Origin of the sequence: Bradyrhizobium stylosanthis (assembly GCF_001641335.1) — a bacterium.
In the GTDB taxonomy this organism is placed as follows: domain Bacteria; phylum Pseudomonadota; class Alphaproteobacteria; order Rhizobiales; family Xanthobacteraceae; genus Bradyrhizobium; species Bradyrhizobium stylosanthis.
Genome location: NZ_LVEM01000012.1, coordinates 29,167 through 54,785 on the forward strand (window position 1 = coordinate 29,167; position 25,619 = coordinate 54,785).

19 protein-coding genes are annotated in these 25,619 nt (G+C 66.7%); 1 reads left to right on the top strand and 18 read right to left on the bottom strand.

Annotated elements, in window-relative coordinates:
* Positions 1-69: 69 nt before the first annotated feature.
* From A7X65_RS40100 to hydA, 4 genes are read right to left on the bottom strand one after another with little or no spacing between them, the layout of a single operon-like run.
* Complete coding sequence (locus A7X65_RS40100; protein ID WP_063694927.1) at positions 70-1,506, bottom strand: NAD(P)-binding domain-containing protein; 1,437 nt, start codon at positions 1,504-1,506, stop codon at positions 70-72.
* Complete coding sequence (locus A7X65_RS40105; RefSeq protein WP_063694928.1) at positions 1,503-2,252, bottom strand: SDR family oxidoreductase; 750 nt, start codon at positions 2,250-2,252, stop codon at positions 1,503-1,505. Before A7X65_RS40105 ends, A7X65_RS40100 begins: the two co-directional genes overlap by 4 nt.
* A 1-nt stretch (position 2,253) precedes the next feature.
* Positions 2,254-3,228, bottom strand: a complete 975-nt coding sequence (locus A7X65_RS40110; protein ID WP_063694929.1) for an NAD-dependent epimerase/dehydratase family protein — start codon at positions 3,226-3,228, stop codon at positions 2,254-2,256.
* Positions 3,229-3,244: 16 nt separating this feature from the next.
* Entirely contained in the window at positions 3,245-4,714 is a 1,470-nt protein-coding gene (hydA, locus tag A7X65_RS40115) for a dihydropyrimidinase (RefSeq protein WP_063694930.1), read from the bottom strand.
* Between the two features lie 56 nt (positions 4,715-4,770).
* Here hydA and A7X65_RS40120 point away from each other — a divergent pair, with 56 nt between their 5' ends.
* Positions 4,771-5,433, top strand: a complete 663-nt coding sequence (locus tag A7X65_RS40120; RefSeq protein WP_063694931.1) for an aspartate/glutamate racemase family protein — start codon at positions 4,771-4,773, stop codon at positions 5,431-5,433.
* Here the strand turns inward: A7X65_RS40120 and A7X65_RS40125 are convergent.
* From A7X65_RS40125 to A7X65_RS40195, 14 genes are all read right to left on the bottom strand, one after another.
* Positions 5,430-6,089, bottom strand: coding sequence for a flavin reductase family protein (locus A7X65_RS40125; RefSeq protein WP_208608654.1), 660 nt, complete (start codon positions 6,087-6,089; stop codon positions 5,430-5,432). The two genes, A7X65_RS40120 and A7X65_RS40125, sit on opposite strands and share 4 nt — an antisense overlap.
* Positions 6,090-6,094: 5 nt before the next feature.
* Positions 6,095-7,027 carry an N-carbamoyl-D-amino-acid hydrolase gene (locus A7X65_RS40130; RefSeq protein ID WP_063694933.1) on the bottom strand — a complete coding sequence of 311 codons (933 nt, stop codon included), beginning with the start codon at positions 7,025-7,027 and terminating at the stop codon, positions 6,095-6,097.
* Between the two features lie 149 nt (positions 7,028-7,176).
* The gene (locus A7X65_RS40135; RefSeq protein WP_063694935.1) at positions 7,177-8,472 is read right to left on the bottom strand and encodes an aminotransferase class III-fold pyridoxal phosphate-dependent enzyme; all 1,296 of its coding nucleotides are present in this window, start codon (positions 8,470-8,472) and stop codon (positions 7,177-7,179) included.
* An 11-nt stretch (positions 8,473-8,483) separates the two neighbouring features.
* The gene (locus A7X65_RS40140; protein ID WP_063694937.1) at positions 8,484-10,064 is read right to left on the bottom strand and encodes a hydantoinase B/oxoprolinase family protein; all 1,581 of its coding nucleotides are present in this window, start codon (positions 10,062-10,064) and stop codon (positions 8,484-8,486) included.
* Positions 10,061-12,070, bottom strand: a complete 2,010-nt coding sequence (locus tag A7X65_RS40145) for a hydantoinase/oxoprolinase family protein (RefSeq protein WP_063694939.1) — start codon at positions 12,068-12,070, stop codon at positions 10,061-10,063. Before A7X65_RS40145 ends, A7X65_RS40140 begins: the two co-directional genes overlap by 4 nt.
* Positions 12,071-12,499: 429 nt before the next feature.
* On the bottom strand, positions 12,500-14,029 hold the full coding sequence (gene pdxR, locus A7X65_RS40155; RefSeq protein ID WP_156528466.1) for a MocR-like pyridoxine biosynthesis transcription factor PdxR: 1,530 nt from the start codon (positions 14,027-14,029) through the stop codon (positions 12,500-12,502).
* A 172-nt stretch (positions 14,030-14,201) separates the two neighbouring features.
* Entirely contained in the window at positions 14,202-15,650 is a 1,449-nt protein-coding gene (locus A7X65_RS40160; RefSeq protein ID WP_063694945.1) for an NAD-dependent succinate-semialdehyde dehydrogenase, read from the bottom strand.
* An 80-nt stretch (positions 15,651-15,730) separates the two neighbouring features.
* Positions 15,731-17,428 carry a GMC family oxidoreductase gene (locus tag A7X65_RS40165; RefSeq protein WP_063694947.1) on the bottom strand — a complete coding sequence of 566 codons (1,698 nt, stop codon included), beginning with the start codon at positions 17,426-17,428 and terminating at the stop codon, positions 15,731-15,733.
* Between the two features lie 63 nt (positions 17,429-17,491).
* Positions 17,492-18,823: an MFS transporter gene (locus A7X65_RS40170; protein ID WP_063694949.1), complete on the bottom strand. Its 1,332-nt coding sequence runs from the start codon at positions 18,821-18,823 to the stop codon at positions 17,492-17,494.
* Between the two features lie 77 nt (positions 18,824-18,900).
* Entirely contained in the window at positions 18,901-19,707 is an 807-nt protein-coding gene (locus A7X65_RS40175; protein ID WP_063694951.1) for an enoyl-CoA hydratase/isomerase family protein, read from the bottom strand.
* Positions 19,708-19,738: 31 nt separating this feature from the next.
* The gene (locus A7X65_RS40180; protein ID WP_063694953.1) at positions 19,739-21,283 is read right to left on the bottom strand and encodes an AMP-binding protein; all 1,545 of its coding nucleotides are present in this window, start codon (positions 21,281-21,283) and stop codon (positions 19,739-19,741) included.
* A complete protein-coding gene (locus A7X65_RS40185) occupies positions 21,276-21,794 on the bottom strand; it encodes a (2Fe-2S)-binding protein (RefSeq protein ID WP_063694954.1) in 519 nt (172 codons plus the stop codon). The genes A7X65_RS40180 and A7X65_RS40185 overlap by 8 nt, the downstream gene beginning before the upstream one ends.
* Positions 21,791-22,606, bottom strand: a complete 816-nt coding sequence (locus tag A7X65_RS40190; RefSeq protein WP_063694957.1) for an FAD binding domain-containing protein — start codon at positions 22,604-22,606, stop codon at positions 21,791-21,793. The genes A7X65_RS40185 and A7X65_RS40190 overlap by 4 nt, the downstream gene beginning before the upstream one ends.
* Positions 22,603-25,605, bottom strand: coding sequence for a xanthine dehydrogenase family protein molybdopterin-binding subunit (locus A7X65_RS40195; RefSeq protein ID WP_063694959.1), 3,003 nt, complete (start codon positions 25,603-25,605; stop codon positions 22,603-22,605). Before A7X65_RS40195 ends, A7X65_RS40190 begins: the two co-directional genes overlap by 4 nt.
* Positions 25,606-25,619 lie beyond the last annotated feature (14 nt).

Here is a 25,619-nt window from a genome sequence, read left to right on the forward strand (position 1 = left end):
AGAAGCAAGTTGCGCGCCAGTCTCATGGGGCGTTTTTGCGGACGGATCGCCGCGGCGGCGCATGGATGATCATCGCTGCTGCTCCATTGTTCGCGCCGGCCGCGTGACCACGGCCTGCGGCACGTCGTAGGCGTCGAGCGAGGCCCAGTGCCGCGCAATATCGGCACGGAACAGCCCGCGCGTCAGGCCGTGGACCAGTTTTGGAACGGCGGTCGTCATCGCATTGATCGACGATCCCGATGCACCGAAGCTCATGGTGGAGGCGATGGCGAAGAGATGGATGTCGGAGATCCACGGCGTTTCGCCCGGCACGCGCTCGGTGAAGGAATAATCGTCGGCGAGATAGGGGAAGCGGCCGAGCCGTTCGTTGCGCTCGTCCGCGGGCGGCTGGTAACGGTCCGCCCAGGTGGCGATGTTGCCTGCAAACCGGCCGAGCTCGCCGCGCCCGGCGAAGTTCATGTCAATGCCGGTGCCGCAGATGACGAAATCTGCAATGATCGAACCGCGCGGTGTCTCCAGTTCAACGCCAGCGACCGTCTGGCGTGCAGCTTCCAGCGGCGCGCCTTCGTGCAAGGTGAAATTGGCGTGCCGTGCGCAACGGTCGTAGGTCGGTTGCGGAAATCCCTCGCGCATCTCCAGGATCTTGCGCATGAAGCGCCAGCGCCAGGCATCGTCGAGATCGCTGAGATGGCGCAGGAAGCCGCGAAACGTCAGCCAGCGATAGGGCTGGATCACCTGGATTTTTGTGCGACGGCAAAGCAGATGCACCTCCGAAGCGCCGGCCTCCAACGCAGTCGCCGCATTGTCGAACGCGGAGGCGCCGGCGCCGATCACGGCGACGCGCTTGCCGCGCAAGCCTTCGAAGTCGATGTCGTCGGCGACGGTTGCGACCGAACCTGCGGGCAAATGCACGAGCTGCTCCGGGATCATCCAGTCGCCCATGCCCTCCTGCCCTGTCGCCAGCACGATTTTTCGGGCATAGAGCGTCTCCGCACCACCCGCATGCTTCACGCGTGCAGCGAGGAGGCCGTCGGATGCAGGCGCGATCTCAAGCAGCTCGCAGCCATTGCCCACCGGCAGACCGATCGCCCGTCGCAGCCAGAGCAGATACTGCGCCCAATGCTCGCGCTCGATCAGGCCGAGGCCTTGCCAGCTCTCCTTGCCGAACCGCGCTTCGTGCCAGGACTGGTAGGTCAGGCTCGGAATATCGAGGTCCGGGCCGGTATAGTCCTTGGGGCTGCGCAGCGTCGGCATGCGGGCATAGGTCAGCCACGGGCCCTCCTTGCCTTCCTCAGCCTTGTCGATCAGCAGGATGTTGCTGACGCGGGAGCGCATCAGGCCGAAGCCGATCGCGATGCCGGACTGGCCGGCGCCGACGACGAGCACGTCCAGCGCAGCGTTGCCATCCGGCCCGATCTTCGGTTCGAGCCAGGCGGCGTGGGGATGCGCGATCATGGCGAGATCGGCGCGCACGTCCGCTTCAAGTCTGGTCAGCGCCTCACTCATGCCGCGAGCCAGCCTCCGTCGACCACCATCACGGTGCCGGTCGTGAACGAGGAAGCGTCGCTGGCAAGATGCAGCGCAGCCTGCGCGATCTCGTCCGCCCGACCGAACCGCTTCATGGCGTGGCGGTTGCGCGAGGCCTCGCGCACTTCTTCCAAATTGGCGTGGCGGGCAAAGCTGCGGCGGAGCATCGGCGTATCGATCGCGCCCGGCGCGATCGCGTTGACGCGAATGCCGTCGGTCGCGAAATCCACCGCCATGGTCCGTGTCAGGCTGACGATCGCACCCTTGGCGGCGATATAGGCGCTGTTGCCCTTGCCGCCGGCGATCGCGAGCTGCGAGGCCAGCGTGATGATCGAGCCGCCCTTCTGCCGCTGCATGTGCGGCACGGCGGCGCGCGCCCACAGCCAGGTGCCGCCGACATTGGCGCGGAACACCGCGTCCCAGTCCTCCAGGCTCGTCGTCAGCACCGTGCCGCCGACGGAGAAACCGGCCGCCGTCATGAGGACGTCGAGCCGGCCATGCCGCGCGATAACCTCACTGGCAACCGCCTCGGCGAACGCGGCATCGCCGACGTCACCGACATGCGTCGTGGCCTCGCCGGCGAGGCCCAGCGTTTCCTGAAGGCCCGCGGCGTCGCGATCGACCAAGGCGAGACGCGCGCCCTCCTCCGCGAACAGCTTTGCGCTGGCGCGGCCGATGCCCGAGCCGGCCCCCGTGATGATGGCGGTGCGCCCCTGCAGCCGCATGTCAAATCCCCTCCTTGTGCTGCATCCACCAGGCGCTCATCGCGGCCGCGGACTCGGCGCAACCGAACCGCGCACGCCAGCCGAACTCGTCGGCCATCCGCTTGACCGACATCGGCGCGCGATCCCCACCGTGAAGCTTGATAACGGTCTTCTCGCCGGGCGACGCGAGCCGGCACTCCAGCCCTGGATGCAGCGCCGCGAACGCCTCGCCCCATTGCAGTGCCGACCAGGCCGCGCCGCTGGAGATGTTGTAGAGCCGGTGGCGTAGCCGCTCGGCTTCGATTAGCACCGCCACCGCCTCGGCGGCGTCGGGCGCGTAGGTCCAATCCTTGATGCCGGGCGCAGGGAGAAGGGCCGGTTCGCCGCGCGCGAACGCGGCCAGGATCTGATACTGGAGGCTCGGCGTATCGCGCACCGAACCTGGCCGCTCCCACGGACCGAACACAGCGCTCAGCCGGACGCTCAGGAAATCGCCGCCAAAGAGCTCCGCGTGGCGCGCGACCGAGCGCTCCGAGGTGAACTTGCTGATGGCGTAGAACGAGACGGGATCGCAGGGCGTCTCCTCGTCCAGCACGGCAACCCGCTGGCCCGCCGCGCCATAGGCCGAGGCCGACGACAGATTGACGACGCGGCCAACGCGGTGACGGATCGCCGCCTGCAGGATCGGGATCTGGGCCATCACGTTGATCTCGAGCACGCGTGCGGGCGATGCCCGCTCAAGGTCCTCGCCCGCGGTGACCGCGGCGCCCAGCACGATCGCATCGCAGCCCTTTGCGATGAGTGCGTCGATGGCTTCCGCGTCGGTGATGTCACCCTGCACGGTTGTGAGCCGTGCGCCATGGTCGGCCAGAGATCGCTGCGCGGATGGCGGCAGCGCTGCCCGGTCATACAGCGTCACCTCGTGGCCGCGCGCGAGCAGCACCTCGGCGAGATTGAGGCCGACAAAGCCGGTGCCGCCGAAGACGACGATCTTCATCGCGCGCGATCCACCATCACAGCAGCTTTGCCCCAAAGTTCCGTTCCGGATCCATGTCGGCGACGAGCCGCCCCGTGGGCTTTGCCGCCTCGCCGCCGCTGCGCGCCAGGAACTTGCCGCTGCCGGCGCTGGCGAGGCACTTGTTGCCCTCGATGATCACGCGGCCGCGCGAAAGCACCGACACCGGCCAACCCTTCAGCGTGCGGCCTGCAAACGGCGTGTAGCCGGCGAGATCATGCATCATCTCGTCCGCAATGGTGACCTCGCGGTTGGGATCCCAGATCGCGATGTCCGCGTCGGCGCCGACGGCGATCGAGCCCTTGCGCGGATGCAGATTGTAGATTTTTGCGGGCGCGGTCGACGTCAGCTCGACGAATTTTTCGAGGCCCAGCCGTCCCTTCGACACCATCGCGTCGAACAGCAGCGGCAGCCGCAGCTCAAGGCCCGGCAAGCCGTTGGCGACCTGCTTGAAGTTCGGATTTGGGCCGGCGCGCAGCTTGCCGGTCTCGTCGTAGCGATAGGGCGCGTGATCCGACGAGATGGTCTGGAGATCGCCGAGCGAGAGCGCCTGCCACAGCGCTTCCTGATCCGAATGCGTGCGCGGCGGCGGGCTGCACATCCACTTGGCGCCTTCGGCGCCGGGCTTGTCGAGATCATTGGCGGTGAGGAACAGATATTGCGGACAGGTCTCCGCGAACACCTTGAGCCCCTGCCCGCGCGAGTCGCGGATCACCTTGGCGCCCTCGGCGGTCGAGACATGGAAGATCATGATGGGCTGGTCGATCAGCGCGGCCATGCCGATCAGCCGCGTGAACGCCTCTGCTTCCGAAACCCGCGCGTGGCTGACGGCGTGGTATTTCGGCATGGTGTAGCCGCGTGCAAGCAGGCGCTTCACCATCCAGGCGATGATGCCGTGGTTCTCGGCGTGGGCACAGAGCATCGCGCCGGACTGACGCGCGGCGAGGAGAATGTCGAGCAAGGGCTCGTCATCGACCTTGAGGCGGTCGTAGGTCATGAAGATCTTGATCGACGCATGGCCCTGCTTCACCAGCGCAGGGATGTGCTCCTCGACCGTCTCCTTGGTGGCGTCCGCAATGATCATGTGAAAGGCGTAGTCGATCACGGCGCCCTTCTTCGCCAGCCCGTGATAGTCCTCCACCACCTGCGGCAGCTTCATGCCGACATGCTGGGCAGCGAACGGGATGACCGTGGTGGTGCCGCCGAACGCGGCCGAGACCGTCGCGCTCTCGAAGGTGTCTGCATTCATGATGCCGGCGGCGGAGAGCTGCTCGATATGGGCGTGGCTGTCGACGCCGCCCGGCAGCACCAGCTTGCCGCGCGCGTCGATCTCGCGCTTGGCCGCCGGAAGGCCCTTGCCGATCGCCGCGATGGTCTCGCCGGAGATGGCGACGTCGGCCTCGAAGACGTCGGTGGTGGTGGCGACGCGGCCGCCGCGGATGATGAGATCGTAAACTGGTTCAGTCATGAGGCACTCCGTGATAGGCTCAAGGCACGTGATCGCAATTTCGTGGAAAGACCATCATGCCCAGGCCGCGCATTCTCGTCATCAATCCGAACTCCAACCCCGCGGTCACGCAAGGGCTGGAGGAAGCGTTGAAGCCGCTCAGCTTCGAAGGCGGCCCCGAACTGGTCTGCCAGTCGCTGGCCGAAGGTCCGTTCGGCATCGAGAGCCAGGCCGATGTCGACGGCGTCGCGATGCCGCTGCGCAAGCTGGTCGAAGGCGACAACAGCTCGGCGGCCTTCGTGATCGCCTGCTACAGCGATCCCGGGCTCCAGGTCTGCCGGGAAGGCACGGACCGGCCGGTGTTCGGCATCGCCGAGTGCGGAGTGCTGACGGCGCTGGCCCGCGCCGAGACGTTCGGCGTCATTGCGATCGCGCAGCGCTCGATCCCCCGGCACATGCGCTATCTCAGGCAGATGGGCTTGACCGACCGCCTCGCCGGCGAGCGGCCGCTGAACATGAGCGTCGCCGAGACCGCCTCGGGCGAAGGCACGCTGGCAAAAATGATCGAGATCGGCCGCGCGCTGCGCGACGAGGACGGTGCCCGCGCCATCGTGATGGGCTGCGCCGGCATGGCGCGCCATCGGCGCCCGCTGGAAGACGCGCTCAAGATTCCCGTGATCGACCCGACACAGGCGGCCGTCACCATGGCGCTGGGTACGGTGCAGTTCTCGGCTCACTAGGCGTCCTTCAGCTCTTTGGCATCCTGCCGCGCGAGCCATTGCGCATGGCTCTCGCGCGTCAAGGCAAACGTCTCCCGCTGCGTCGTGTAGAGATTGCCGAACATGCGGCCGATCGGGCGATAGGCTGCGAGATCGACATACATGTTCGCTTGATCGACGAGGCCTTCGCGGGCATGAATCCTGAGCACCTCGCCGACCAGCAGCTCGCGATCCGGCGAGAAATTCAGCACGACGTGGCGCCGGCACTCCAGCGCAAAGGGCGCCGCGGCAAGCCGCGGCACCTTCACGTCGACCGAGGGAAGCGTCGCAAGTCCCGTCGCGGCAACCTCGCTGTCGCCAGAAGGAAAATCGACGGCGCAGTCGTTCATCGCCACCGACAGCGCCTCGTCCACCATGTGCACCACGAACTCGCCGTCGCGATGGATGTTGCGGGTGGTGTCCTTCGGCGAATGATCCGGCTTGTGCTGCAGCCCGAGCACGATCAGCGCGGGGCTCTCGGAAAAGACGTTGAAGAAGCTAAACGGCGCGGCATTGACCGCCCCGTTCTCGTCCAGCGTCGTCACCAGCGCGATCGGCCGCGGCACCACCACGCCGCAGAGCAGCTTGTAGCGATCGCGCGGATCGAGTTCACGTAAGGAGATGCCTTTGTCCGCCATCGGCGTCACTTCTCCGGCGGCGGCACCGCGCCGGTCCGGCTGGTGATCAGGCCGTAATGCTCGATGCGGCGGTGCCGGGCAAAATCGAAAATCGTGGTCTTGCCGAAGGTCGTCGCATCGAGGTCGCAGGCGTGGACCAGCACCTCGTCGTCTTCGGTCTTGGCCTCGGCGACGATCTCGCCGTTGGGATCCACGATCAGGCTGCCGCCGAACAGCGGATGCCCGTCCTCGTTGCCGGCCTTGGCCACCGCGACCACCCAGGTCGCGTTCTGGTAGGCACCGGCCTGCACCGAGAGGCGGTTGTGGAACAGGCGCTTCTCGACGCCCTCCTCGCTCTTCTCGGCGTTGACCGAGGGCGTGTTGTACCCGATCAGTACCATCTCCACGCCCTGCAGGCCCATGACGCGATAGGTCTCGGGCCAGCGGCGGTCGTTGCAGATCGCCATACCGATGATGCCGCCGAGCTCGCGCCAGACATTGAAGCCGAGATCGCCCGGCTCGAAATAGCGCTTCTCCAGGTGCTGGTGCGAGCGCTTGGTGTCGTATTCCACATGGCCGGGCAAATGGACCTTGCGGTATTTGCCGACGATCTTGCCGGATTTGTCGGTCAGGATAGCAGTGTTGAAATGGTGTCCGTCCGGCGTCAGCTCGGCATAGCCGAAATTCATGGCCATCTGGTGCTGCGCTGCACGCTCGAACAGCGGTTTTGTCGCCGCGCTCGGCATCTCGCGCTCGAACCAGTTGTCGAACTCGGCCCGATCTTCAACGTACCAGCGTGGAAAGAACGTTGTCAGCGCCAGTTCCGGATAGACGATCAGGTCAGCGCCTTTTGCCTTGGCTTCGTCCATCAGCGCGATCATGCGCTTGACCACGGCCTCGCGGCTGTCGGCTTTCTGGATCGGACCCATCTGGGCGGCGGCGACATTGACGATACGCATCAGCGATTTCCTGGTGATGTCTTGAAAGGCGTCCTGGCAGACGCCGTGAGTTCAACGACGTGCCGGCGCGCGCAGCTTAACGCAGCATCGTCCGGAATTTCCAGCCGGAGGCCTGCGGGACGGCATGGTGTGGATTGCATGCCCCGCATTCAGCCGTGCTCCGCATCGGCGACGTCAAGGCCATGGTCGAGTGCGTCAAGCAGCAGGCCGGCCTCCTGCTCAGAGATAACGAGCGGCGGCGCCAGGAACAGCGACGTCTGCTCGCCGCTGGTGCCGATCACCGCGCCAGCCTCCAGCGCCCGTTCCGCCACGCGCGAGGCGATCGGCACTTCGGTCGTGTCGGCGTGCCAGGTGCGCCAGTCCGGGCCGTGCAGTTCCACGGTCCAGTGCAGCCCCTGCCCGGCCACGCGCTGAACGCTCGGATGCTTCTGCGCGATATCGAGCAGGCGCCGGGTGAACAGCTTTTCCAGCTTCTGAACGTGTTCCAGGATCCTGTCGTCGGTGACGGCCTTCAAATACGCGCTGACGGCAGCCATGCTGATGGGATGGCCGCGCAGCGTGCCGTAGTTCTGCCAGCTCGAGCCCTTGAGCCGCTCGACGATCTCTCTCGACACCACGACCGCGGCAACCGCAGCCGCGCCGCCGCCGAGCGACTTGCCGAGCGTTACGATGTCGGGGCGGCTTTGGGCGCCCTGGAATGCGAACCAGCGGCCCGCGCGCCCTGCGCCGGTGACGACCTCGTCCGCGATCCAGTACGAACCGGCCTGCCGCGCGCAGCGCGCCACCTCGTCCTGATAGGCACCGTCGTAGTAGATGCCGCCTTGCGTGTAATCGATAATCGTCGCCGCCGTGTCCGAGAGCAGGCGGGGAGCATCGGCGAGATATTCGCTCGGCGGCGCATTGCCGGCGGGCGCGCCATAGATCGCGCCATCCGGCGCCGGCAGGATCCGCACCGGTGCCATCGGCGCCGGCAGCTTCGAGCCGCCGGCATGCACGGCGAGGCCGCCGTGCCATTGCGGCTGCACCGTCATGGCGCGGGACAACCCGGTGATGCCGTGATAGGCGCGCTCGCGGGTGGCAAGTGCCGAGCGCTGCGTCAGCGCCTGGCAGAGTGACAAGGCCATGTCGTTAGCCTCGCTGCCGCTGATGCAGAAGCGGACCGCACCGACCCAATCCTCCTCGCCCTTGAACGCGGTCGCCATCAGGTCATCGGCGGCCTGCTCGCGACCGACCCAGGTCCAGCCTTCGTTGACGACAGGCGTATCCGCTGCACGGCGGATCGCCTCCACCATTGCGGGATGACGATGGCCGAGACCGCCGCCGGTGTTGCTGCCGTCGATCAGCTTGCGGCCATCAGACAGATGAAAATAGACGCCCTCGCCACCGACGACGGCCATCGGCGCGGCCTCGCCCGCATTCAGTCCGGTTCGCAACAATCTGCTCATCGCCCGCCCCCTCACTCCGCAGCCGCGGCGCCGTAGCCGCCGCCACCGCACATCTCGATCGTGACGAGATCGCCTTGCTGCAACACCAGGTTCGACTTGCCGTCGATGGCGACGTTGGCGCCGTGCCGGACCAGCGAGATGCGGCAGGCCTTTCCGGACTCGCCGCCCTGCATGCCCCAGGGCGCGATCACCATGCGTTCGATGCAGGTGGTGAGATGCATCGTGGGCGCGAGGATGCGATAGGTGCGAACGGAGCCGTCACCGCCGCGATGAGCACCCGCGCCGCCGGACTGGCGGCGGATGGCCTGCTGTTCGAGCCGGATTGCGTAGTTCGCCTCGATCACCTCGACGGGCGTGTTGGACGTGTTGGACAGATGCACCCGCGTCGCGGAGGTGCCGGCCCGATCGTGCCGCGCGCCCTCGCCGCCGCCGTGAACCTCGTAGAGCATCTTCCACGACCCGTTGGGACGCGGCTCGGCGAAGAACAGCACGCCCGCCGTTGTCGCGCCACCGGCCGACAAACGCTCGGGAATGGTGTCCTGCATCGCGCGGAAAATCGCATCGACGATGCGCATGGAGGTCTCGTGATTGCCGGCGGCAACGGAAGCGGTCCAGCCCGGCTCCAGGATCGAGCCCGGGCGCGTGATGATGGTCAGAGGCCGCAGCGCGCCCGCGTTCTGGTTCATGTCGCGCCCGCTCATGATGCGCGCGGCATAGGCGACGGCCGAGCGCGCCATGAACGGCGTCGTGTTGCAGAAGTTCGAGACACGGTCGCAGCTTCCGGAGAGGTCGAACGTCGCCTCGTCGCCGCGGATCGTGATCTTGACGTGGATCCGGGCCGGCGCGTTGTTGTCGCTGCCGTCGTCGAGGTAATCTTCGCCCTCATAGACGCCGTCGGGGAGGTCCCGCAGGGCCTCGCGCATCTCGATTTCCGAGAGATCGTGCAGGCGCGACTGGGTCGCCAGGAACACCGCCTTGCCGTGCTCGCGGCAGAGCTCGACGATGCGTTTCTCGCCGGCCTTGGTCGCCGCGATCTGGGCGAGGAGATCGCCCTCGCAGGATTCTGCATCGCGGACGTTGGCCTTGAGCAGCTGCACGATCGGCGTGTTGACGCCGGCGGCCGTTGCGATCAGCACCGGCGGAATCCGCATCGCCTCCTGGAACGTGTCGACCGCCTTGGCGAAATAGCTGCCGGGCCAGGTGCCGCCGATGTCGGGCCAGTGCGCGAGGCTGATCGCGAACGCCACGATCTCGCCGTCTACGAAGACCGGACGCACGACCTTGACGTCGTTGAGATGATTGCCGCCGAGCGCGCCGACATTGTAGATCACGACGTCGCCGTCTTTCAGGCCGTCGCGCGGCATGACCTTGAGCAATTCAGGGATGGTATAGGCCATCGCGCCGAGATGGATCGGGATGTCGCGGCCCTGCCCGACCAGGCCGCCATGGCCGTCCGTGATCGCAGACGACAGATCACCGGCCTCGCGCAGCAGCGGCGAGCGTGCCGAGCGCGTCATGACCAGGCTCATCTCCTCGGCCGCGGCGGAGAGCCCGTGCCGGATGACCTCGACGACAAACGGATCGAGCTTCATGCCGCCCTCCGCGTCAGGAAAAGGTTGCCACCGTCGTCAGGCCTGGCCTGCCAGCCGGGTGGCACCACCACTGTGGACCATGCATCTTCGATGATCGCCGGGCCGTGGACGATATCCGTCAGCGCGGCGCGGTCGATGATCGCGGTCGCAATGTCGTGGAGGCCGTCGAACGAGCAGATGCGCGTGCCTGACGACACCGCCCTCACCGCGGTGGCCGGCCGGCTCACGACAGTCGTGGACGGGCGGCGGGCCTGCACCCGCACGGATTCGATCACGCAGGGCTCGCCTGTCGCGTAACCGAACAGCTCGTGATGCCGCGCCAGGAAGTCCACCTTGAGTTTGGCGACATCCAGCGGCAGCGTGAAGGGTACCGGAATGGCGTCGTTCTGCGCCGCATAGCGCATCAAGGCCACCAGCTCGCGCTGGATCTCCGCCTTCGCAACGCCATTGGCGATCAGCGGCGCCGAGGCGTCGTCGATCAGCGTTTCGATCCGCTCCGATACTCGGGCGAGATCGATGCCGTCGAGCGCAGCGCGCAGCGTCTGCTGCTGCAGGAAGCTGAAATCGGCGGTGAGGCAACCGAGCGCCGAGAACGCGCTGGAGGCGCTGGGCACGACGACCTCGGCAATGCCGTAGAGATCGGCGAGGCCCGCGGCATGCATCGGGCCGCCGCCGCCGAAGGCCAGCAGCGTACAGTCGCGGCCGTCGATGCCGCGCTCGACCGTGACGCGGCGGAGCGCGCGGGCCATGGTCGCATTCGCGACCTTGATGATGCCGAGCGCCGTTTCGGTGAGGCTCAGACCAAGGGCGCGCGCGATCGGTTCGATCACGCGCTTTGCAGCCTCGATATCGATCCCGATGCGGTCGCCGAGCTTGGTTTCCGGATTGAGATAGCCGAGCACGGCATTGGCGTCGGTGATGGTCGGCTCCGTACCGCCGCGGACATAGCAGGCCGGCCCAGGTTCGGAACCGGCGCTCTCCGGCCCGACGGTGAGGCCGCCGGGGCCGTTGCGCACGATCGATCCCCCGCCCGCGCCGATGGAGTGAACCGCGAGCATCGGCTGACGCAGCGGCTTGTCGCCGAGCATGCGGCCGTCCGCCATCTCGGCCTGGCCGTCCACGATCAGGCAAACATCCGTCGTGGTGCCGCCCATGTCGAAGGTGAGCATGCGCGAGGTACCGAGCTGGCGCGCGATGCTGACAGAGGCCGAGACGCCGGCCGCCGGGCCCGACATCGCCATCACCAGCGGGCGGCGCTTCACGGCCGAGATCGGAATCATCGCGCCGGCCGAGTGAAACACCTGCAAGCCGGCGCCGATCGGCAGCCTCTGCTCCAGCTCGCTCAGATATTCCACCGCGATCGGCATCGCGGCGGCGTTGAACACCGTGGCCGAGGTCCGCTCGTATTCGCGCGCCTCGGGATTGACCTCGTGCGAGAGCGAGACATGGGCGACGACGTCCTTGAGCCGCTCGCCCAGCATCTTTTCATGCACGGGGTTGGCGTAGGCGTGAAGAAGAGCAACCGCGACGCTCTGCACACCGGTCTGCTTCAGCCAGGCCACCAGGCGCTCGATCTCGGCGTCATCCAGCGCCTTCAGCACCCGCCCCTCGTGATCGAGGCGCTCGGCAAGGCCAAAGCATCGTTCGGGCGGCACCAAAGGCGGCGATTTCGGGGGAATGTCGAGCCGATAGAGATCGCGGCGGCGATAGCGCGCGATCTCCAGCACGTCGGCAAAGCCTTCGGTCGCGACCAGCGCCACCTTCGGCAACCGGCCTTCGACGATGGCATTGGTCACGCGCGTGGTGCCGTGGACGAAGCGTTTGACCTCGCTCTTGCGCAGGCCCACCGCCTCGATGGCCTCCAGCATCGCCTGCACGGGCGCTTGCGGGCGTGACGGCACCTTCGCGATCCGCGCCTCCGCAGTATCGCGCCTGATGGCGATGATGTCGGTGAAGGTGCCACCGATATCGGTGCCGACCTCCCAGTGATGTCCGGAATCGCTCATCTGCACGGGTCAGCTACGAATGACGTCCGGCCCCGGCGCCGGGTCCTTGCCGCCGATCGCGACGTCCACTGCCAAACCGAGAGCGCTCATCATGCATCCCCTGTCATGCCACCGACCGGGAGCGTGCGACAGAGCGAAGGGCTCGGGATAGGGCCAGAGTTGTCGCAATCCGCTAGACCAGCGCATGCGCAGCATCGCGCAGTGCAACATTGGCTGCACGTTTTGGTGCAGCGATGCCTGCTCACAGGGCAATCGGATCTCGGCCCGTTTCATGCCGGGAACGTGCAGCGCACCCTTGGATTTGTCGGCGCAAATCGTGACGTCCGCTGCACTGCAATCGGAGGCGTCAGGTCAGCCTGTCTAATTTGCAGGCGATCGCGCGGCGCTGCGGGATGAGCGATTGCCTACGAGCCATGCACGCCAGTCGGCTCAGCTTCCCTTTATTGTACGAACAGTACGGGAGGAAATTGCCGGCGCGGATGGGGCGTTGCGGCGACCGCTGCCGATGATGGCTGCGATTCTCGCGAGCAGCGGGGTGGCGTCCTCGACCTGAAGCCGCCCGTAACCGAACACCAGGCCCTGCCGCGTCGGCTGCTCCAGGAAATTCTGCGACAACGGCTGCACGTGAATGCCTGATTGCTTCAGGACGGCGGCCGCCTCGCCGTCGCTCATTCGTGCCTGCATCGCGTCGGTGAACAGCGCCACCAGATGCAGGCCGGTGACGGCGGAGGAGACGGTGAGATCATCCGGCATCAGCGCTGCGATCGCATCGATCAGCGCGTTCCGCCTGGCAGCATAGACCCGGCGCATCGCACGCAGGTGCCGCAGCAAATGCCCCTCGCGCATGAACTCGGCGAGCGCGAGCTGTCCGATGCCGGAGGTGTGGACGTCGATCCGCGCGCGCCCCCTCGAAAAGCCGTCGATGAAATTCCTGTTGGCGACGATGTAGCCGAGCCGCAGGTTGGGCATCATGATCTTGGAGAAGGTGCCGAAATAGATCACGCGCCCCTCGCGATCGAGCGAGCGCAAGGAGGCGATCATGCTGTCCTGGTGCCTGAACTCCGAGTTGTAGTCGTCCTCGATCACCCAGACGTCGTTCCTGTTGGCCCAGTCGAGCAGCTCGAGGCGCCGCTCGAGACCCATGCTGACGCCGAGCGGATATTGATGCGACGGCGTGACCACGATCAGCCGCGCACCCGGCGCGCGCCGGATGCCTTCGGAGACAACGAGGCCCTTGTCATCGACGGGAACGGGCACGAGCTTGGCGCCCGCGGCCGTGAGCGCCCAACGCGCCTCGATGAAGCCGGGCTCCTCGACCCAGACCTCGTCACCGGGATCGAGGATCATCCGGCTGCAGAAATCCAGCGCGCCCGATGTGCCCGATGTGACGACGACCTCCTCCGGCGAGCAGACCAGCCCGCGCACCGAGCCGAGGAAGTTCGCGATCTCGCTGCGCAGGCGCGGATGGCCTTCGGAGGGAAGGTCGAGGCACTCCTGCTCTCTTGGATTTTGCCAGCTTTGCCGCAAAAGGCGCGACCATTCCCTGAAGGGAAAGGTCGAGATATCAGGGGCGCCGGGCGCGAACACCGACGGCCAGTTGGTCTCGTAGTCCAGGCCAAGCAGCGATTGCCAGCGCTCCGACGTGCGGGCGGGCCTGGATGCAGGCGGTGTGGCCGATGGCGGCGCGACATGCGGGGCCGCGACGGACGCCACCATGACGCTGCCGCGCGGCGTCGATACGAGATAGCCTTCGGCGTAGAGCAGATCCCACGCCGTCAGCACCACCGTGCGCGAGCAGCCGAGCTCCCGCGCGATCTCGCGCGATCCCAGAAATTGCGTTCCAGCCGGAAAGACGCCGCGAAGGATGCCTTCGCGGATGTGGGCCGCGATCTGCAGATGCAGCGGCACGGCCGAAGTCCGGTCGATATGCATCCCCGCAAGGGACACGCGCTTGCTCATGTCTCGCCCGTCAGGCAATGCAAGAGACCGTAGCCCGGGTGAGCGACGCGACACCCGGGACGACCGCGGGTAGATTCCCGGATGTCGCTCCGCTCATCCGGGCTACGCGAGTCCCATATACAAATTCACGGGGTGGGTTAGCGCAAGCGTAACCCACCCCGCGAGACCTCGTTTACGCGCTCGCCTGCGTCACGAACTTCGTGTTGAGGTAACCCTCGATCGCCTCGAGGCCGCCTTCCGAGCCGTAGCCGGAATCCTTGATGCCGCCGAACGGCACTTCAGGCAGCGCGAGGCCGTGATGGTTGATCGAGACCATGCCGCTTTCGACATCGGCGCCGATCGCCTGCATCGTCTTGGTCGAGGTGGTGTAGGCATAGGCCGCAAGGCCGTAAGGCAGACGGTTGGCTTCGGCCACGACTTCGTCGTAGCTGCGGAACGAGGTGATCGGCGCCAGCGGGCCGAACGGCTCCTCGTTCATGATGCGGGCATCGCGCGGCACGTCGGTGATCACGGTCGGCTCGAAGAAGAAGCCTTCGTTACCGATACGCTTGCCGCCGGCCTGCACCTTGGCGCCGCGCTGCACGGCGTCGGAGACCAGACCTTCCATGGCGTCGACACGGCGCGGGTTTGCCAGCGGGCCCATGCGGGTGTCCTTGTCGAGGCCGTTGCCGACCTTGAGGCTCTTGGCGGCCGCGACGAACTTGTCGACGAAGGGCTGGTAGACGCTTTCATGGACCAGGAACCGCGTCGGCGAGACGCAGACCTGGCCGGCGTTGCGGAACTTGTTGGCCGAGAGAATCTTCGCGGCGTTGTCGAGGTCGGCATCCGCGAACACGATCGCCGGGGCGTGGCCGCCGAGCTCCATGGTGACGCGCTTCATGTGCAGGCCGGCGAGCGCCGCCAGGTGCTTGCCGACCGCGGTCGAGCCGGTGAAGCTGATCTTGCGGATGATCGGATGCGGAATGAGATATTCCGACACTTCGGAGGGCACGCCGAACACGAGCTGGACGACACCCGGCGGAATGCCGGCGTCGGCATAGGCGCGCACCAGCTCCATGCAACTCGCGGGCGTCTCTTCCGGACCCTTGACGATGATCGAGCAGCCGGCGGCGAGCGCGGCCGAGATCTTGCGCACCGCCTGGTTGATCGGGAAATTCCAAGGCGTGAACGCGGCGACCGGGCCGACCGGCTCCTTGGTCACGAGCTGGGAGACGTTGCCCATCCGCGGCGGCACGATGCGGCCATAGGCGCGGCGGGCTTCCTCGGAGAACCAGTCGATGAGGTCGCCGGCGAGCATGGTCTCGCCCTGCGCTTCGACCACCGGCTTGCCCTGTTCCATGGTCATCACGGGGGCGATCTCGGCGGCGCGCGAGCGGATGATGTCGGCGGCCTTGCGCATCAGCTTGTAGCGGTCGAACGGCGAGGTCTTGCGCCAGACCTCGAAGCCGGTCCTGGCGGCCTCCAGCGCGCGGTCGAGATCCGCCTTCGAGGCGTGCGGGGTCTTGCCGATCGGCTGGCCGGTGGCGGGATTGAGGATGTCCTCCGACTTGCCGGACGTGCCGTCGGTCCACTCGCCGGCAATGAACATTTGAACTTTCGGATACATCCTTGGAGCCTCCATTTTCGGTCATCGGCGGGCCCAGCGCCCCACCGTTTCAAGCCGGCGCAGAGCTACACCGAAAGGGGCCCGGCGAAAAGGGATCAATGATGCCGCAGCAGGGCATCGCTGATCTTCTCGGCGGCCATGATCACGGGAATGTTGGTATTGGCCGTCGGCAGCCGCGGCATGATCGAGGCGTCCGCCACGACGATGTTCTCGCTGCCGATCACCAGCCCCTGCGGATCGACCACCGCCATGGGATCGGCGGGATTTCCCATGCGGCAGGTGCCCACGGGGTGCCAGACGCCCAACACGCTCTGCCGCACGAAGGCCTCTAACGCGCGCTCGTCGGCGAGCGTCGCCTCGAAGGCGGTGCCGTTGAGCAGTGCGAACCGGATCAGCAGTTGTCGCAGGCCCGCGGGCACGTCGAGCATCGGTCCGAGGATCGAGGCGATGATGCGGTTGGCGGTGCCGTGCCGGCTCAGGCGCTTGATGCGCGGAGAATAGGAGGCCGGGAAGAAATCGCCGGCATGCGGATTGAGCGCGGAATGAACGACAAGCTTTGCGAGCAGCCGGACGGAAGCAACCATCCGTTCGAGATCACGCGCATCGGACAGCAGGTTGAAATCGACCACCGGATAGATCCCGGGATCGCGGCTCGCCAGGGTCAGCGATCCGCTCGAATGCGGCCGGTTGCACCAGAGGAAATACAGCCCGAGCCGCGTGCCCAGCGCATGCCAACCGCCGCGCGCCGAGGCCGTGATGTACATGTCGGAGGGATCGCAGCCAGGATGCTCCGAGGAAAAGCGCATCGCTGCGAAATTGGGGCGCCGGCGGGCCAATGGCAGCCTGAGCGAGCGCGGCAGATATTGGCAGAAGGTCAGCGCGGGATGATCGCGCAGATTGCTGCCGACGCCGGGACTGTCGATGGCGACGGGGATGCCGAGCGCTTGCAGCGCCGCGCCAGGGCCGACGCCCGCCCGCATCAGGATCGCCGGCGATTGCAGCGCGCCCGCGGTGAGGATCACGCGGCCCGCGCCGACGCTGAGCTTCTGACCGTGACGGATTACGATCACGCCTGTCGCGCGACGACCATCGAGCTTCAGCTGCTCGACCTCACGGTCGGCCCAGATGGTCAGATTCGCGCGCGCACGCGTTGCGGCATCGAGATAGCCTGCGGCGGTCGAGACGCGGCGGTCGTTGCGGTTGGAGAAGGCCGGCGGAAAGATGCCGTCATCGAATTCGCCGTTCTGGTCCTGCCGGAACGGCAGCCCGGTTGCCGACAAGGCCTCGCCCACCGCGCGGCCGAACCGCGGCATGGCTTCGCGCCCGATGCGGCGGATCGGGATCGGTCCCTGTTTGCCGTGCAGCGGACCATCGAAATCGAGATCAGTCTCGAGCTTGAGGAAATAGGGCAGCACGTCGGTCCAGCCCCAGCCCCGCGCGCCGAGATCGTGCCATTCGTCGTAGTCACGCGGCAGGCCGCGATTGGCCGACTGCACGTTGATGCTGGAGCCGCCGCCCATCACCCGGCCCTGCTCATAGGAACGGACGACCGGCCTGCCCTCGGCATTGCGCCCGGCCGCGGCCGACAGGCCCGGCCAGATGTATTTGTCGCCGTAGAACAGCGGCATCGGATAGCTGTCGAGAATTTCGGACGGCGTTGCTTCGGGCGGCGTGTCCATCCCGGCTTCGATCAGGAGCACACGGCGGCGCCCGTCCGCCGAGAGCCGATTGGCCAGCACGCAGCCGGCCGAACCTCCGCCGACGATCACATCGTCGAAATGCAGCTCATCCATTCCCGTCTCGTGACGCATTTCAATAGGGCGGCGCGGCCACGGATGCGGCCGCGCCGGTTTGGCTCAGCGGAAATTGCCCTTGGTCTCGGGGATCACGATCGCCCCGATCAGGTAGACCACGAAGACGCCGACCGCGAAGTAGGCCAGCGACATCGGGATCTGCGCCGGGCTGGCGCTCACCAGCGAGACGAAGGTCGGCATCATGCCGCCCAGCGCGAAGCCGATATTCCACGACAGGCCCGTGCCGCTGGCGCGCAGCGCGGTCGGGAAGCGCTCGTTGAGGAAGATCAGCACCGGCGCGTAACCGGCATTGCCGATGAAGGCGATGGCGAGCGCAAGCAGCGTGATCTGCGTCGTGTCCTTGGTGGCGGCGAGGTTGAGATAGCAGAGCGGCAGCAGCACTGCCGCCAGCACGCCGATCAAGAGGAACGTCTTCTTGCGCCCGATCCAGTCGCTCAGCGCGCCGACCAGCACCGCCGAGAAGAACGCCGAAACGCTCGCGCCCATCAGGATCAGCGACGAGGTCTGGTTCGGGACCGCGTTGATGACCTTCAGGAAGCTCGGCAGATAGCCTGATGTCAGGTAGTAGCCGGCGCCGCCGCCGAAGGTGATCAGCAGGTTGACCAGCAGCACACCACGATATTCGCCCGAGAAAACGTCCCTGACCGGCGCCTTCGTGACCTTCGCCTGCTTGTTGCCCTGCTGGCGCTTGAGCTCCTTGAAGTACGGCGATTCTTCGAGGTTGCGGAAGATGAACCAGCCGAGCAGCGAGCTCAGCAGCCCCGAGAAGAACATGAAGCGCCAGCCCCACACCGCGAAGGCATCGCCGGGGAATACCGAGGATGTGATCAGGAAGATGAAGGACGCGAGCAATGCGCCGATGCCGGCACCGCCGCCGCCGACCAGCCCCGACATCGCGCCGCGCCAATTCGCCGGCACGGACTCGGTGCCGATCGTGTGAGTGGAGGCCACGACGCCGCCGACGAAGATGCCTTGCACCAGGCGCAGGACCAGGAAAATGATCGGCGCGATCACGCCGACCTGGGCGATGGTCGGCAGCAGGCCGAACGCGGCCGTGCTGAGTCCGACGCCGACGATGGCGATCAACATGGCCTGCTTGCGGCCGTGCACGTCGGCATAATGCCCGAACACCGCCGAGCCGAGTGGACGCATCAAGAGCGTAACCGCAAATGAGCCGTAGACCGCCGCGAGCGACAGCGCCGCATTGCTCGACGGAAAGAACAGCGCACCGACGACCGGCGCCACGTAGAGCAGAATGAACAAATCGAACAGATCGAGTGCCCATCCGAGCACCGATGCGATGATCGCATTGACCATCTGCTTGTTGTCCGCCGACGCCTGCGCGCCCGCGACCGGCATATCCATCTCAGCCATGTTGTTTTACCTCCCCCGTTTTGAATAGGCCGCGGTCCGCGCCATTGCGAACCGCGGCAGTGCGTTTGCGTCGCGTCTCAGCGGCCGGTGAATTTCGGCGGACGCTTGGCGTTGAAGGCCTCGACGCCTTCCTTGAAGTCCTCGGACTGGCGCAGGCGGCTGTAGCAATGGCCTTCGAGCTCGATGGCGATAGCGAGCGTCGAATCCTCGGTGTCGTTGAGGAGCTTCTTGGCGGTGCGCTGCGCCAGCGCCGAGAAGGTGCGGAGCTCGTCGACCAGTCTATCGGTCGCCTTCTCGAGCTCGGCGTCCGGCACGCATTCGGTGGCGATGCCCCAGTCATAAGCCTGCTTGGCCGAGATGCGCTTGGAGCGCATCACGATGTCCTTGGTGCGGGTGATGCCGACCATCTTCTGCAGCCGGGCCGAACCGCCCGAGCCCGGGATCTGGCCGAGCTTCTGCTCCGGCAGCGCGTATTGCGTGGTCTCGGAGGCGATGCGGAAGTCGCAAGCCAGAGACAGCTCGAAGCCGACGCCGAAGCAATAGCCGCGATTGGCGACGATCACGGGTTTTGCACACCGCGCGGGCGCCGCGATGTTCCAGGCGAGCTTCGAGACGTGCTCGGGGCTCGCTTCCATGAAGCCGCCGATATTGCCGCCGCTGGAGAAGTGCTCGCCCTCGCCGCGCACCACGATGACGCGCACACGCGGATCCTCGTCCAGCGTCTCGAAGGCGAGCCGGAGCTGGTCGCGCTGCGGCATCGCCACGACGTTGTAGGGCGGGCGTCCAAGAATGATGTCGGCGCGCTCATGCGCCTCGTCGATCTCGACCTTGAACCCGTCGAGTTTTGCCAATCGGGGATCGGTAAAGGTATAGGCTGACGGCATTTGAGTTTCCTTCTGTTGATGGGTGTGATGATCAGGCCGCGTCCGACGGCGGCAGGCGCTCGGCCTCGTATTCTCCGGCGACGAGCAGTCGCCGCAGCAGCTTGCCGACCGGCGATTTCGGGATCGCGTCGACGAAGACGTAGCGGCGGGGCCGCTTGAAATTGGCAAGGCCCGTGGTCCGGCAGAACTGCTCAAGCTCTCCTTCCGACACCGCGCGGTTGCGCTTGACGAAGGCGGCGACGACCTTGCCCCACTTCTCGTCGGCGACGCCGACCACCGCGACCTCGTCCACGGCGGGATGCAGCGACAGGCAGCTCTCGATCTCGACCGGCGAGACGTTCTCGCCGCCCGTGATGATCATGTCGTCGACGCGCCCGGTGACGAAGAGGTCGCCGTCGGGATCGACGTAGCCGGTGTCACCCGTGAAGTACCAACCCTCGCGCAGCGATTTTGCGTCCGCCTCGGGACGGCGCCAGTAGCCCTCGAAGGCCTCGTCGCCGGCGAGCGTGGCGATGATCTCGCCCTCCTCGCCGACTGCGGCAAGCTCTGCGACCGACTTCGCACCAATGCGCACGACCTTGACGTGCTGGTTCAGCCCCGCCTTGCCGGCCGAGCCGGGCTTTGCCGCGGCATTTTGGTCGATCGTGAACGTGTAGATCTCGGAGCTGCCATAGTGGTTGACGAACAGGTCCGGCTTGAACGCCTCGTTCAGCTTCTTCAGCAGGCCGTCGGTCATCGAGGCCCCGGCAAAGCCGAGCTTGCGCACGGTGGAAACGTTCGTCCTCGCAAACGCCTCGTGATGGACAAGATCGTGATAGAGCGTCGGCACCAGATAGAGGTTGGTGATCGCTTCCTTCTCGATCAGCGAGAGCGCCTGGCGGCTGTCATAGCGCGGCAGGCAGATGAATGTGCCGCCGATCAGCGACATCGCCAGCAGCGAGCGGACGCCCATGGTGTGATAGAGCGGCATCACGCCGAGCGTGCGCTCGCCCCGGCCGTAGAGGTTTTGCGCGACATGGGCGGTCGCGGCGGCGCGCTCGGCACGATGCCGTCGCGGCACGCCCTTCGGCCGCGAGGTCGTGCCCGAGGTGTAGAGCATGATCGACCAGGCATCGGTGCCGACGCGTGGCTCGGCGTCGGGGGCACTATCCTTGATCAAATCGGAAAAGCTCGTCGCATCGCCCTTTCCGGGATCGACAGACACGCGCAGCAACTTACCGACGAGTGCCGAGCCCTGGACCGCCTCGGCGGAGATGTCCTGATAGCACACCGCGCAGGCTTCGGCATTCTCGATGCAGTAATCGAGCTCGTCGGCCTTGGCGCGCCAGTTGATCGGCGTGATGACGAGCCCGGCGAATTGGCAGGCCCAGTGCAGCGTCGCTGCCTCCCAGCGGTTCTGCAGCAACGTGACGACGTGATCGCCGGGCTTGAGGCCGAGACGGTCGAAGGACGCGACCAGCGCGGAGATCTTGCCGTACCATTGCCGGTAGGTCAGCCGGAGATCGCCGTCCACCAGTGCAATCGCATGCGGATCGCGCGCGGCGCTGGCCATGAAGCTGCTGGCGAGATCAAGCATCGGACGTCTCTTTTTTCGCTGAAGTGAGCTCTGCGGCGGCCTCAAGGGCCGCCTTGATGATCGGGGTGTAACCGGTGCAGCGGCAGATATGCCCGCTGAGCAAATCGCGGATCTCAGCCTCGGTCGGCGCCGGGTTCTTCGCGAGATAGTGGTCGAGCGACATCAGGATGCCGGCGGTGCAGAAGCCGCACTGAAGCGCGTGGTTGCGGCGGAAGGCCTGCTGCAGCACGCCGAGCCGGTCCGCCGAGGGCGCGAGCCCTTCCACTGTCCTGAGCTCGCAGCCGTCGACCTGCGCCGCGAGCGTCAGGCAGGAGCGCGTCAGCATGCCGTCGACGATGACAGTGCAGGCACCGCAGACGCCGTGCTCGCAGCCGACATGGGTGCCGGTGGCGCCGAGCTGGTGGCGCAGGAAATCGGAGAGCAGCATGCGCGGCTCGGCCTCACCCTCGACCGGCTTGCCATTCAGCGAGAAACGAACGGCATGGCGGCTGTCAGCTTTGAGACGGGTCATTGCAGCACCTCGCCGATCAGATCGCGGCCGATCATGCGGACGAGGTCGCGGCGATAGCGCGCCGTGGCATGGACGTCGTCGCGGGCGCCGAGCTCGTAGGCGAAGGCATTGAGGGCATCGTCGAGCGCACTGCCTTCGAGCTTCGGCCAGTCGCGTGCGGTCGGCACATCGGCGACCCCGCCGACGGCGAGACGCACGCCGGATTGGGTTCTCATCGCTGCGCAGGCGACGATGGCGAAATCGCCGTGGCGGCGCGCGACCTCGCGGAAGGCGACGCGCGCCCCCTTCACGATTGGCAGTGATATGCCCTCGATCAGTTCGTCGTCGGCGCGTGCAGTCAGCATCATGCCCGCGAAGAAGTCCTTGGCAGCGACGCGGCGGCGCCGCCTGGCGCTGCGCAAGAGGACTTCGCCGCCGAGCGCGACCAGCGCCAGCGGCATCTCGGCGCTGGGATCGGCATGGGCGAGAGAGCCGCAAATGGTGCCGCGGCTGCGGGTCTGCATGTGACCGACCCAAGGCAGCGCCAGCGCCACGAGCGGCAGCGCCTCGGACAGCTTCGGCCATGCCAGCAAATCGGCCTGGCGCACGCCGGCTCCGATGACGACGGTCTCGCCCTCGCGCTCGATCCGGCGAAGCTCGTTGATCCGCATGATGTCGATCAAGAGCTTCGGCTTGGCGAGGCGCATGTTGAGCATCGCCATCAACGACTGCCCGCCCGCGAGCACGCGGGCATCGCCGCCCTGCTGCGCCAATCCGTCGAGGACGTCGCCGACGCTCTCGGCGCGGAGATAATCGAATGCGGGCGGCTTCATCGGCGCCCCCCGAACAGGCCGGCCAGCTTTGCCAGCAAGGCGAACAATGAGAAGCCGCCGCCCGCTGCTCCTCCGCCGCCGGCCTTGCGCGCCAGCGCGGTGAAGAACTGGCCGATGATTACCCGCGTCGCGCCATCGAGCAGACGGCCGCCGATGCTGGCGACCTTGCCGCCGATCGCAGCGTCGTAGCTGTAGCTCAGCTTGGTGCCGCCATTGCCGTCGGGCGCAAGCGTGATCCGCCCCTCGGCACTGCCGAAGCCGAGCGCGCCGGTGGCACCACCGCGCAGGGTGACCGCGCGCGGCGGGTCGAGATCGAACAGCTCGACATCGGCGCGATAGCGTCCGGTGACGGGGCCGATGCCGAGCGTGACGTCGGCGCGGAAATGCGTGTCGGTGATCTTGTCGACGCTCTGGCAGCCGGGAATGACCGATTGCAGCGTCGCGGGATCGAGTAGCATGGCCCAGACCTGCTCGGGCGCACCCTTCACCGTGGCCTGGCCTTCGCCGCTCAGCCGCCGGTCGCCCTTACGCACGGGCGCCGCCGTCGTGCCACCTGCAGGAGGCGGCGGCTCGGCGCCGCGCACGATTTCGGCGAGCCGCGCCGGAACCAGGGGCAGAGTGATGTCGGCAACACCGAGCGCATCCGCAACCGCATTGGCGAGGCACACCGGCGTGGACATGCAGTTGCCCTCGCCCACGCCCTTCGCACCGAGCGGCGTGAACGGCGACGGCGTCTCCATGTGGAAGATCTCGGGCTCCGGCACCTCTGTCGTGGTCGGCAGCAGATAGTCGGCGAGCGTGCCCGTCAGGAAGCTGCCATCCTCGGCGTAGGCATATTCCTCGAACAACGCAGCGCCGAGCGCCTGAGTGAAGCCGCCGCGGATCTGGCCGTTGACCATGCCGGGATGCAGGATGGTGCCGCAATCGTGCATGGTGACGTAGCGGTCGATCCGCGTCTCCAGCGTGACGGGATCGATCTCGACGCCGCAGAAGTCGAAGATGAAGCCGTGGCAGAGCGAGGAGTTGATGCGGTCCTCGTCGTCAGGCGGCGTCAGCTCCGGCGGCGTCCAGAACACGGTCTCGCGAATGGTCTGGCCGGCATCGTCGGGCAGCGAGCCCGGCGACCAGTGGCTGAGCGCGGCAACGCGCGAGAACGCGATGCGGTTTTCCGGATTGTGCTTCGAGGTAACAAAACCCTTCGCAAACACGATGTCGCCGGCTTCGACGTTGAGCTGGCTCGCGGCGATGCGCGCAAGACGGCCGGCAACGCGTTCCGCCGCAAGCTTCGCCGTGCCCGCCACTGCCGCGGCGAACCGGCTGGCGTAATTCCCCGACGCGATCGACCAGGCATCCTTGGCGGTGTCGATCTCGGTGTTGACGCGGATATCCCTGGGCTGGAGGCCGAAGACGTCGGCGACGACCTGCGACAGCACGGTGCGATGCCCCTGCCCCTGCGGCACCGACGCCACGTGAACGGTGACGCTGCCGACCGGATCGAGCCCGACGGTCGCGGTCGCCTGCGCGCCGTTCTTGGGTCCGGCCCTGCGGCGCTCGGCCGCCGTCAGCACGGTGGTGATATAGCCCATGTTGGAGACGCTTGGCTCGACCACCGCGGTAAAGCCGATGCCGTAGAGACGCCCCTGCGCACGCGCCGCATCGCGCTTCGCCTTCAGCTCGGCAAGCCGGCCCTGCTCGACCGCGCGCGCGACAGCTTCCTGGTAGTTGCCGGAATCAAGGAGAGCACCGGTCGCCGTGCGATAGGGAAACGCGCCCGCGTCGATCAGATTGCGCTTGATGACATCGAGCGGATCGAGACCGAGGCCGATCGCGATCCGCTGCACCAGCCGTTCCAACGCAAAGTAGACCTGCGGTCCGCCGAAGCCCCGATTGAGGCCTGTCGGGGTCTTGTTGGTGACGACGACGCGGTTGCGGACCTTGACGTGGCCGATGTCGTAGGCGCCGGTCAGGTTGCCGTGCATGCGGTACAGCGTCGCCGGCTCGGGTGCACGTAAGTGAGCGCCGCAATCCTCGACCTGGTCCCAGTCGAGCGCGAGAATCTTGCCGTCGGCTGCAACTGCGGCCGAGAGTGTCGTCGCGCGATTGGTCGCCGACACCGACGCCGTGAGATGCTCGAGCCGGTCCTCGATCCACTTCACCGGCTTGCCCGTGACGCGCGCCGCGGCGGCAATCAGCACGATATAGGGAAATACGCCCTGCTTGACGCCGAAGCTGCCGCCGGAATCCGGCGGTGTCCGTAGCCTCAAGCGATTGCCCGGAACCTTCAGCGCACGCGCGATCACGGTGTGGATGCTGAACGGACCCTGGAAGTTGGCGAGCACCTCGTAGGCATCTTCGCCGGCATCGTGCGAGGCGACGACGCCATAGGTCTCGATCGGCGTGCAGGAGTTGCGGGGATAGCGGATATCGATGGAGAAGCGGTGCGGCGAATCCGCAAAGGCCTTCTCGGGATCGCCGTAGCGGAACGCGCGGTCGCTGGCGAGATTGCCGGGAAACCCGTCGTGCAGCACTGGTGCACCAGGCGTGATCGCGCCGAGCGGATCGACGACGGCATTGCGCGGGCGATATTCGACGTTGATGAGTTCGGCCGCATCTTCCGCGCGCGCACGATCGGTTGCGACGACCACGGCGACGGGCTCGCCGACATAGCGCACGCGATCCAGCGCGATCGGCCAACACTCGACCGGCGCCTTCACGCCGACGACGAGGCTCGTGGTGACGGCCTTGACGTCGCTACCGGTCAGAACAGCGGCGACGCCCGGGAGGCGCCTGGCGGCTTCGGCATCGATGGAGAGAATGTCGGCATGCGCATGCGGCGAGCGCAGGATGGTCGCGTGCAGCGTGCCGGGCGCAACACCGAGATCGTCGATGAAGCGGCCGCGGCCGGAGAGCAGCGCGGCGTCCTCGACGCGCTCGATCGAGCGCCCGACCCACGGCTCATCGCCTCTTTCAGGATTTGCGGATTTGACCGCCTGCAACATGTCCCGGCATACCT

Excerpts from the sequence above, each read along its gene's own strand:
- A7X65_RS40100 (WP_063694927.1), bottom strand. The coding sequence starts at position 1,506 with ATGAGTGAGGCGCTGACCAGACTTGAAGCGGACGTGCGCGCCGATCTC.
- A7X65_RS40105 (WP_063694928.1), bottom strand. The coding sequence starts at position 2,252 with ATGCGGCTGCAGGGGCGCACCGCCATCATCACGGGGGCCGGCTCGGGC.
- A7X65_RS40110 (WP_063694929.1), bottom strand. The coding sequence starts at position 3,228 with ATGAAGATCGTCGTCTTCGGCGGCACCGGCTTTGTCGGCCTCAATCTC.
- hydA (WP_063694930.1), bottom strand. The coding sequence starts at position 4,714 with ATGACTGAACCAGTTTACGATCTCATCATCCGCGGCGGCCGCGTCGCC.
- A7X65_RS40120 (WP_063694931.1), top strand. The coding sequence starts at position 4,771 with ATGCCCAGGCCGCGCATTCTCGTCATCAATCCGAACTCCAACCCCGCG.
- A7X65_RS40125 (WP_208608654.1), bottom strand. The coding sequence starts at position 6,089 with ATGGCGGACAAAGGCATCTCCTTACGTGAACTCGATCCGCGCGATCGC.
- A7X65_RS40130 (WP_063694933.1), bottom strand. The coding sequence starts at position 7,027 with ATGCGTATCGTCAATGTCGCCGCCGCCCAGATGGGTCCGATCCAGAAA.
- A7X65_RS40135 (WP_063694935.1), bottom strand. The coding sequence starts at position 8,472 with ATGAGCAGATTGTTGCGAACCGGACTGAATGCGGGCGAGGCCGCGCCG.
- A7X65_RS40140 (WP_063694937.1), bottom strand. The coding sequence starts at position 10,064 with ATGAAGCTCGATCCGTTTGTCGTCGAGGTCATCCGGCACGGGCTCTCC.
- A7X65_RS40145 (WP_063694939.1), bottom strand. The coding sequence starts at position 12,070 with ATGAGCGATTCCGGACATCACTGGGAGGTCGGCACCGATATCGGTGGC.
- pdxR (WP_156528466.1), bottom strand. The coding sequence starts at position 14,029 with ATGAGCAAGCGCGTGTCCCTTGCGGGGATGCATATCGACCGGACTTCG.
- A7X65_RS40160 (WP_063694945.1), bottom strand. The coding sequence starts at position 15,650 with ATGGAGGCTCCAAGGATGTATCCGAAAGTTCAAATGTTCATTGCCGGC.
- A7X65_RS40165 (WP_063694947.1), bottom strand. The coding sequence starts at position 17,428 with ATGGATGAGCTGCATTTCGACGATGTGATCGTCGGCGGAGGTTCGGCC.
- A7X65_RS40170 (WP_063694949.1), bottom strand. The coding sequence starts at position 18,823 with ATGGCTGAGATGGATATGCCGGTCGCGGGCGCGCAGGCGTCGGCGGAC.
- A7X65_RS40175 (WP_063694951.1), bottom strand. The coding sequence starts at position 19,707 with ATGCCGTCAGCCTATACCTTTACCGATCCCCGATTGGCAAAACTCGAC.
- A7X65_RS40180 (WP_063694953.1), bottom strand. The coding sequence starts at position 21,283 with ATGCTTGATCTCGCCAGCAGCTTCATGGCCAGCGCCGCGCGCGATCCG.
- A7X65_RS40185 (WP_063694954.1), bottom strand. The coding sequence starts at position 21,794 with ATGACCCGTCTCAAAGCTGACAGCCGCCATGCCGTTCGTTTCTCGCTG.
- A7X65_RS40190 (WP_063694957.1), bottom strand. The coding sequence starts at position 22,606 with ATGAAGCCGCCCGCATTCGATTATCTCCGCGCCGAGAGCGTCGGCGAC.
- A7X65_RS40195 (WP_063694959.1), bottom strand. The coding sequence starts at position 25,605 with ATGTTGCAGGCGGTCAAATCCGCAAATCCTGAAAGAGGCGATGAGCCG.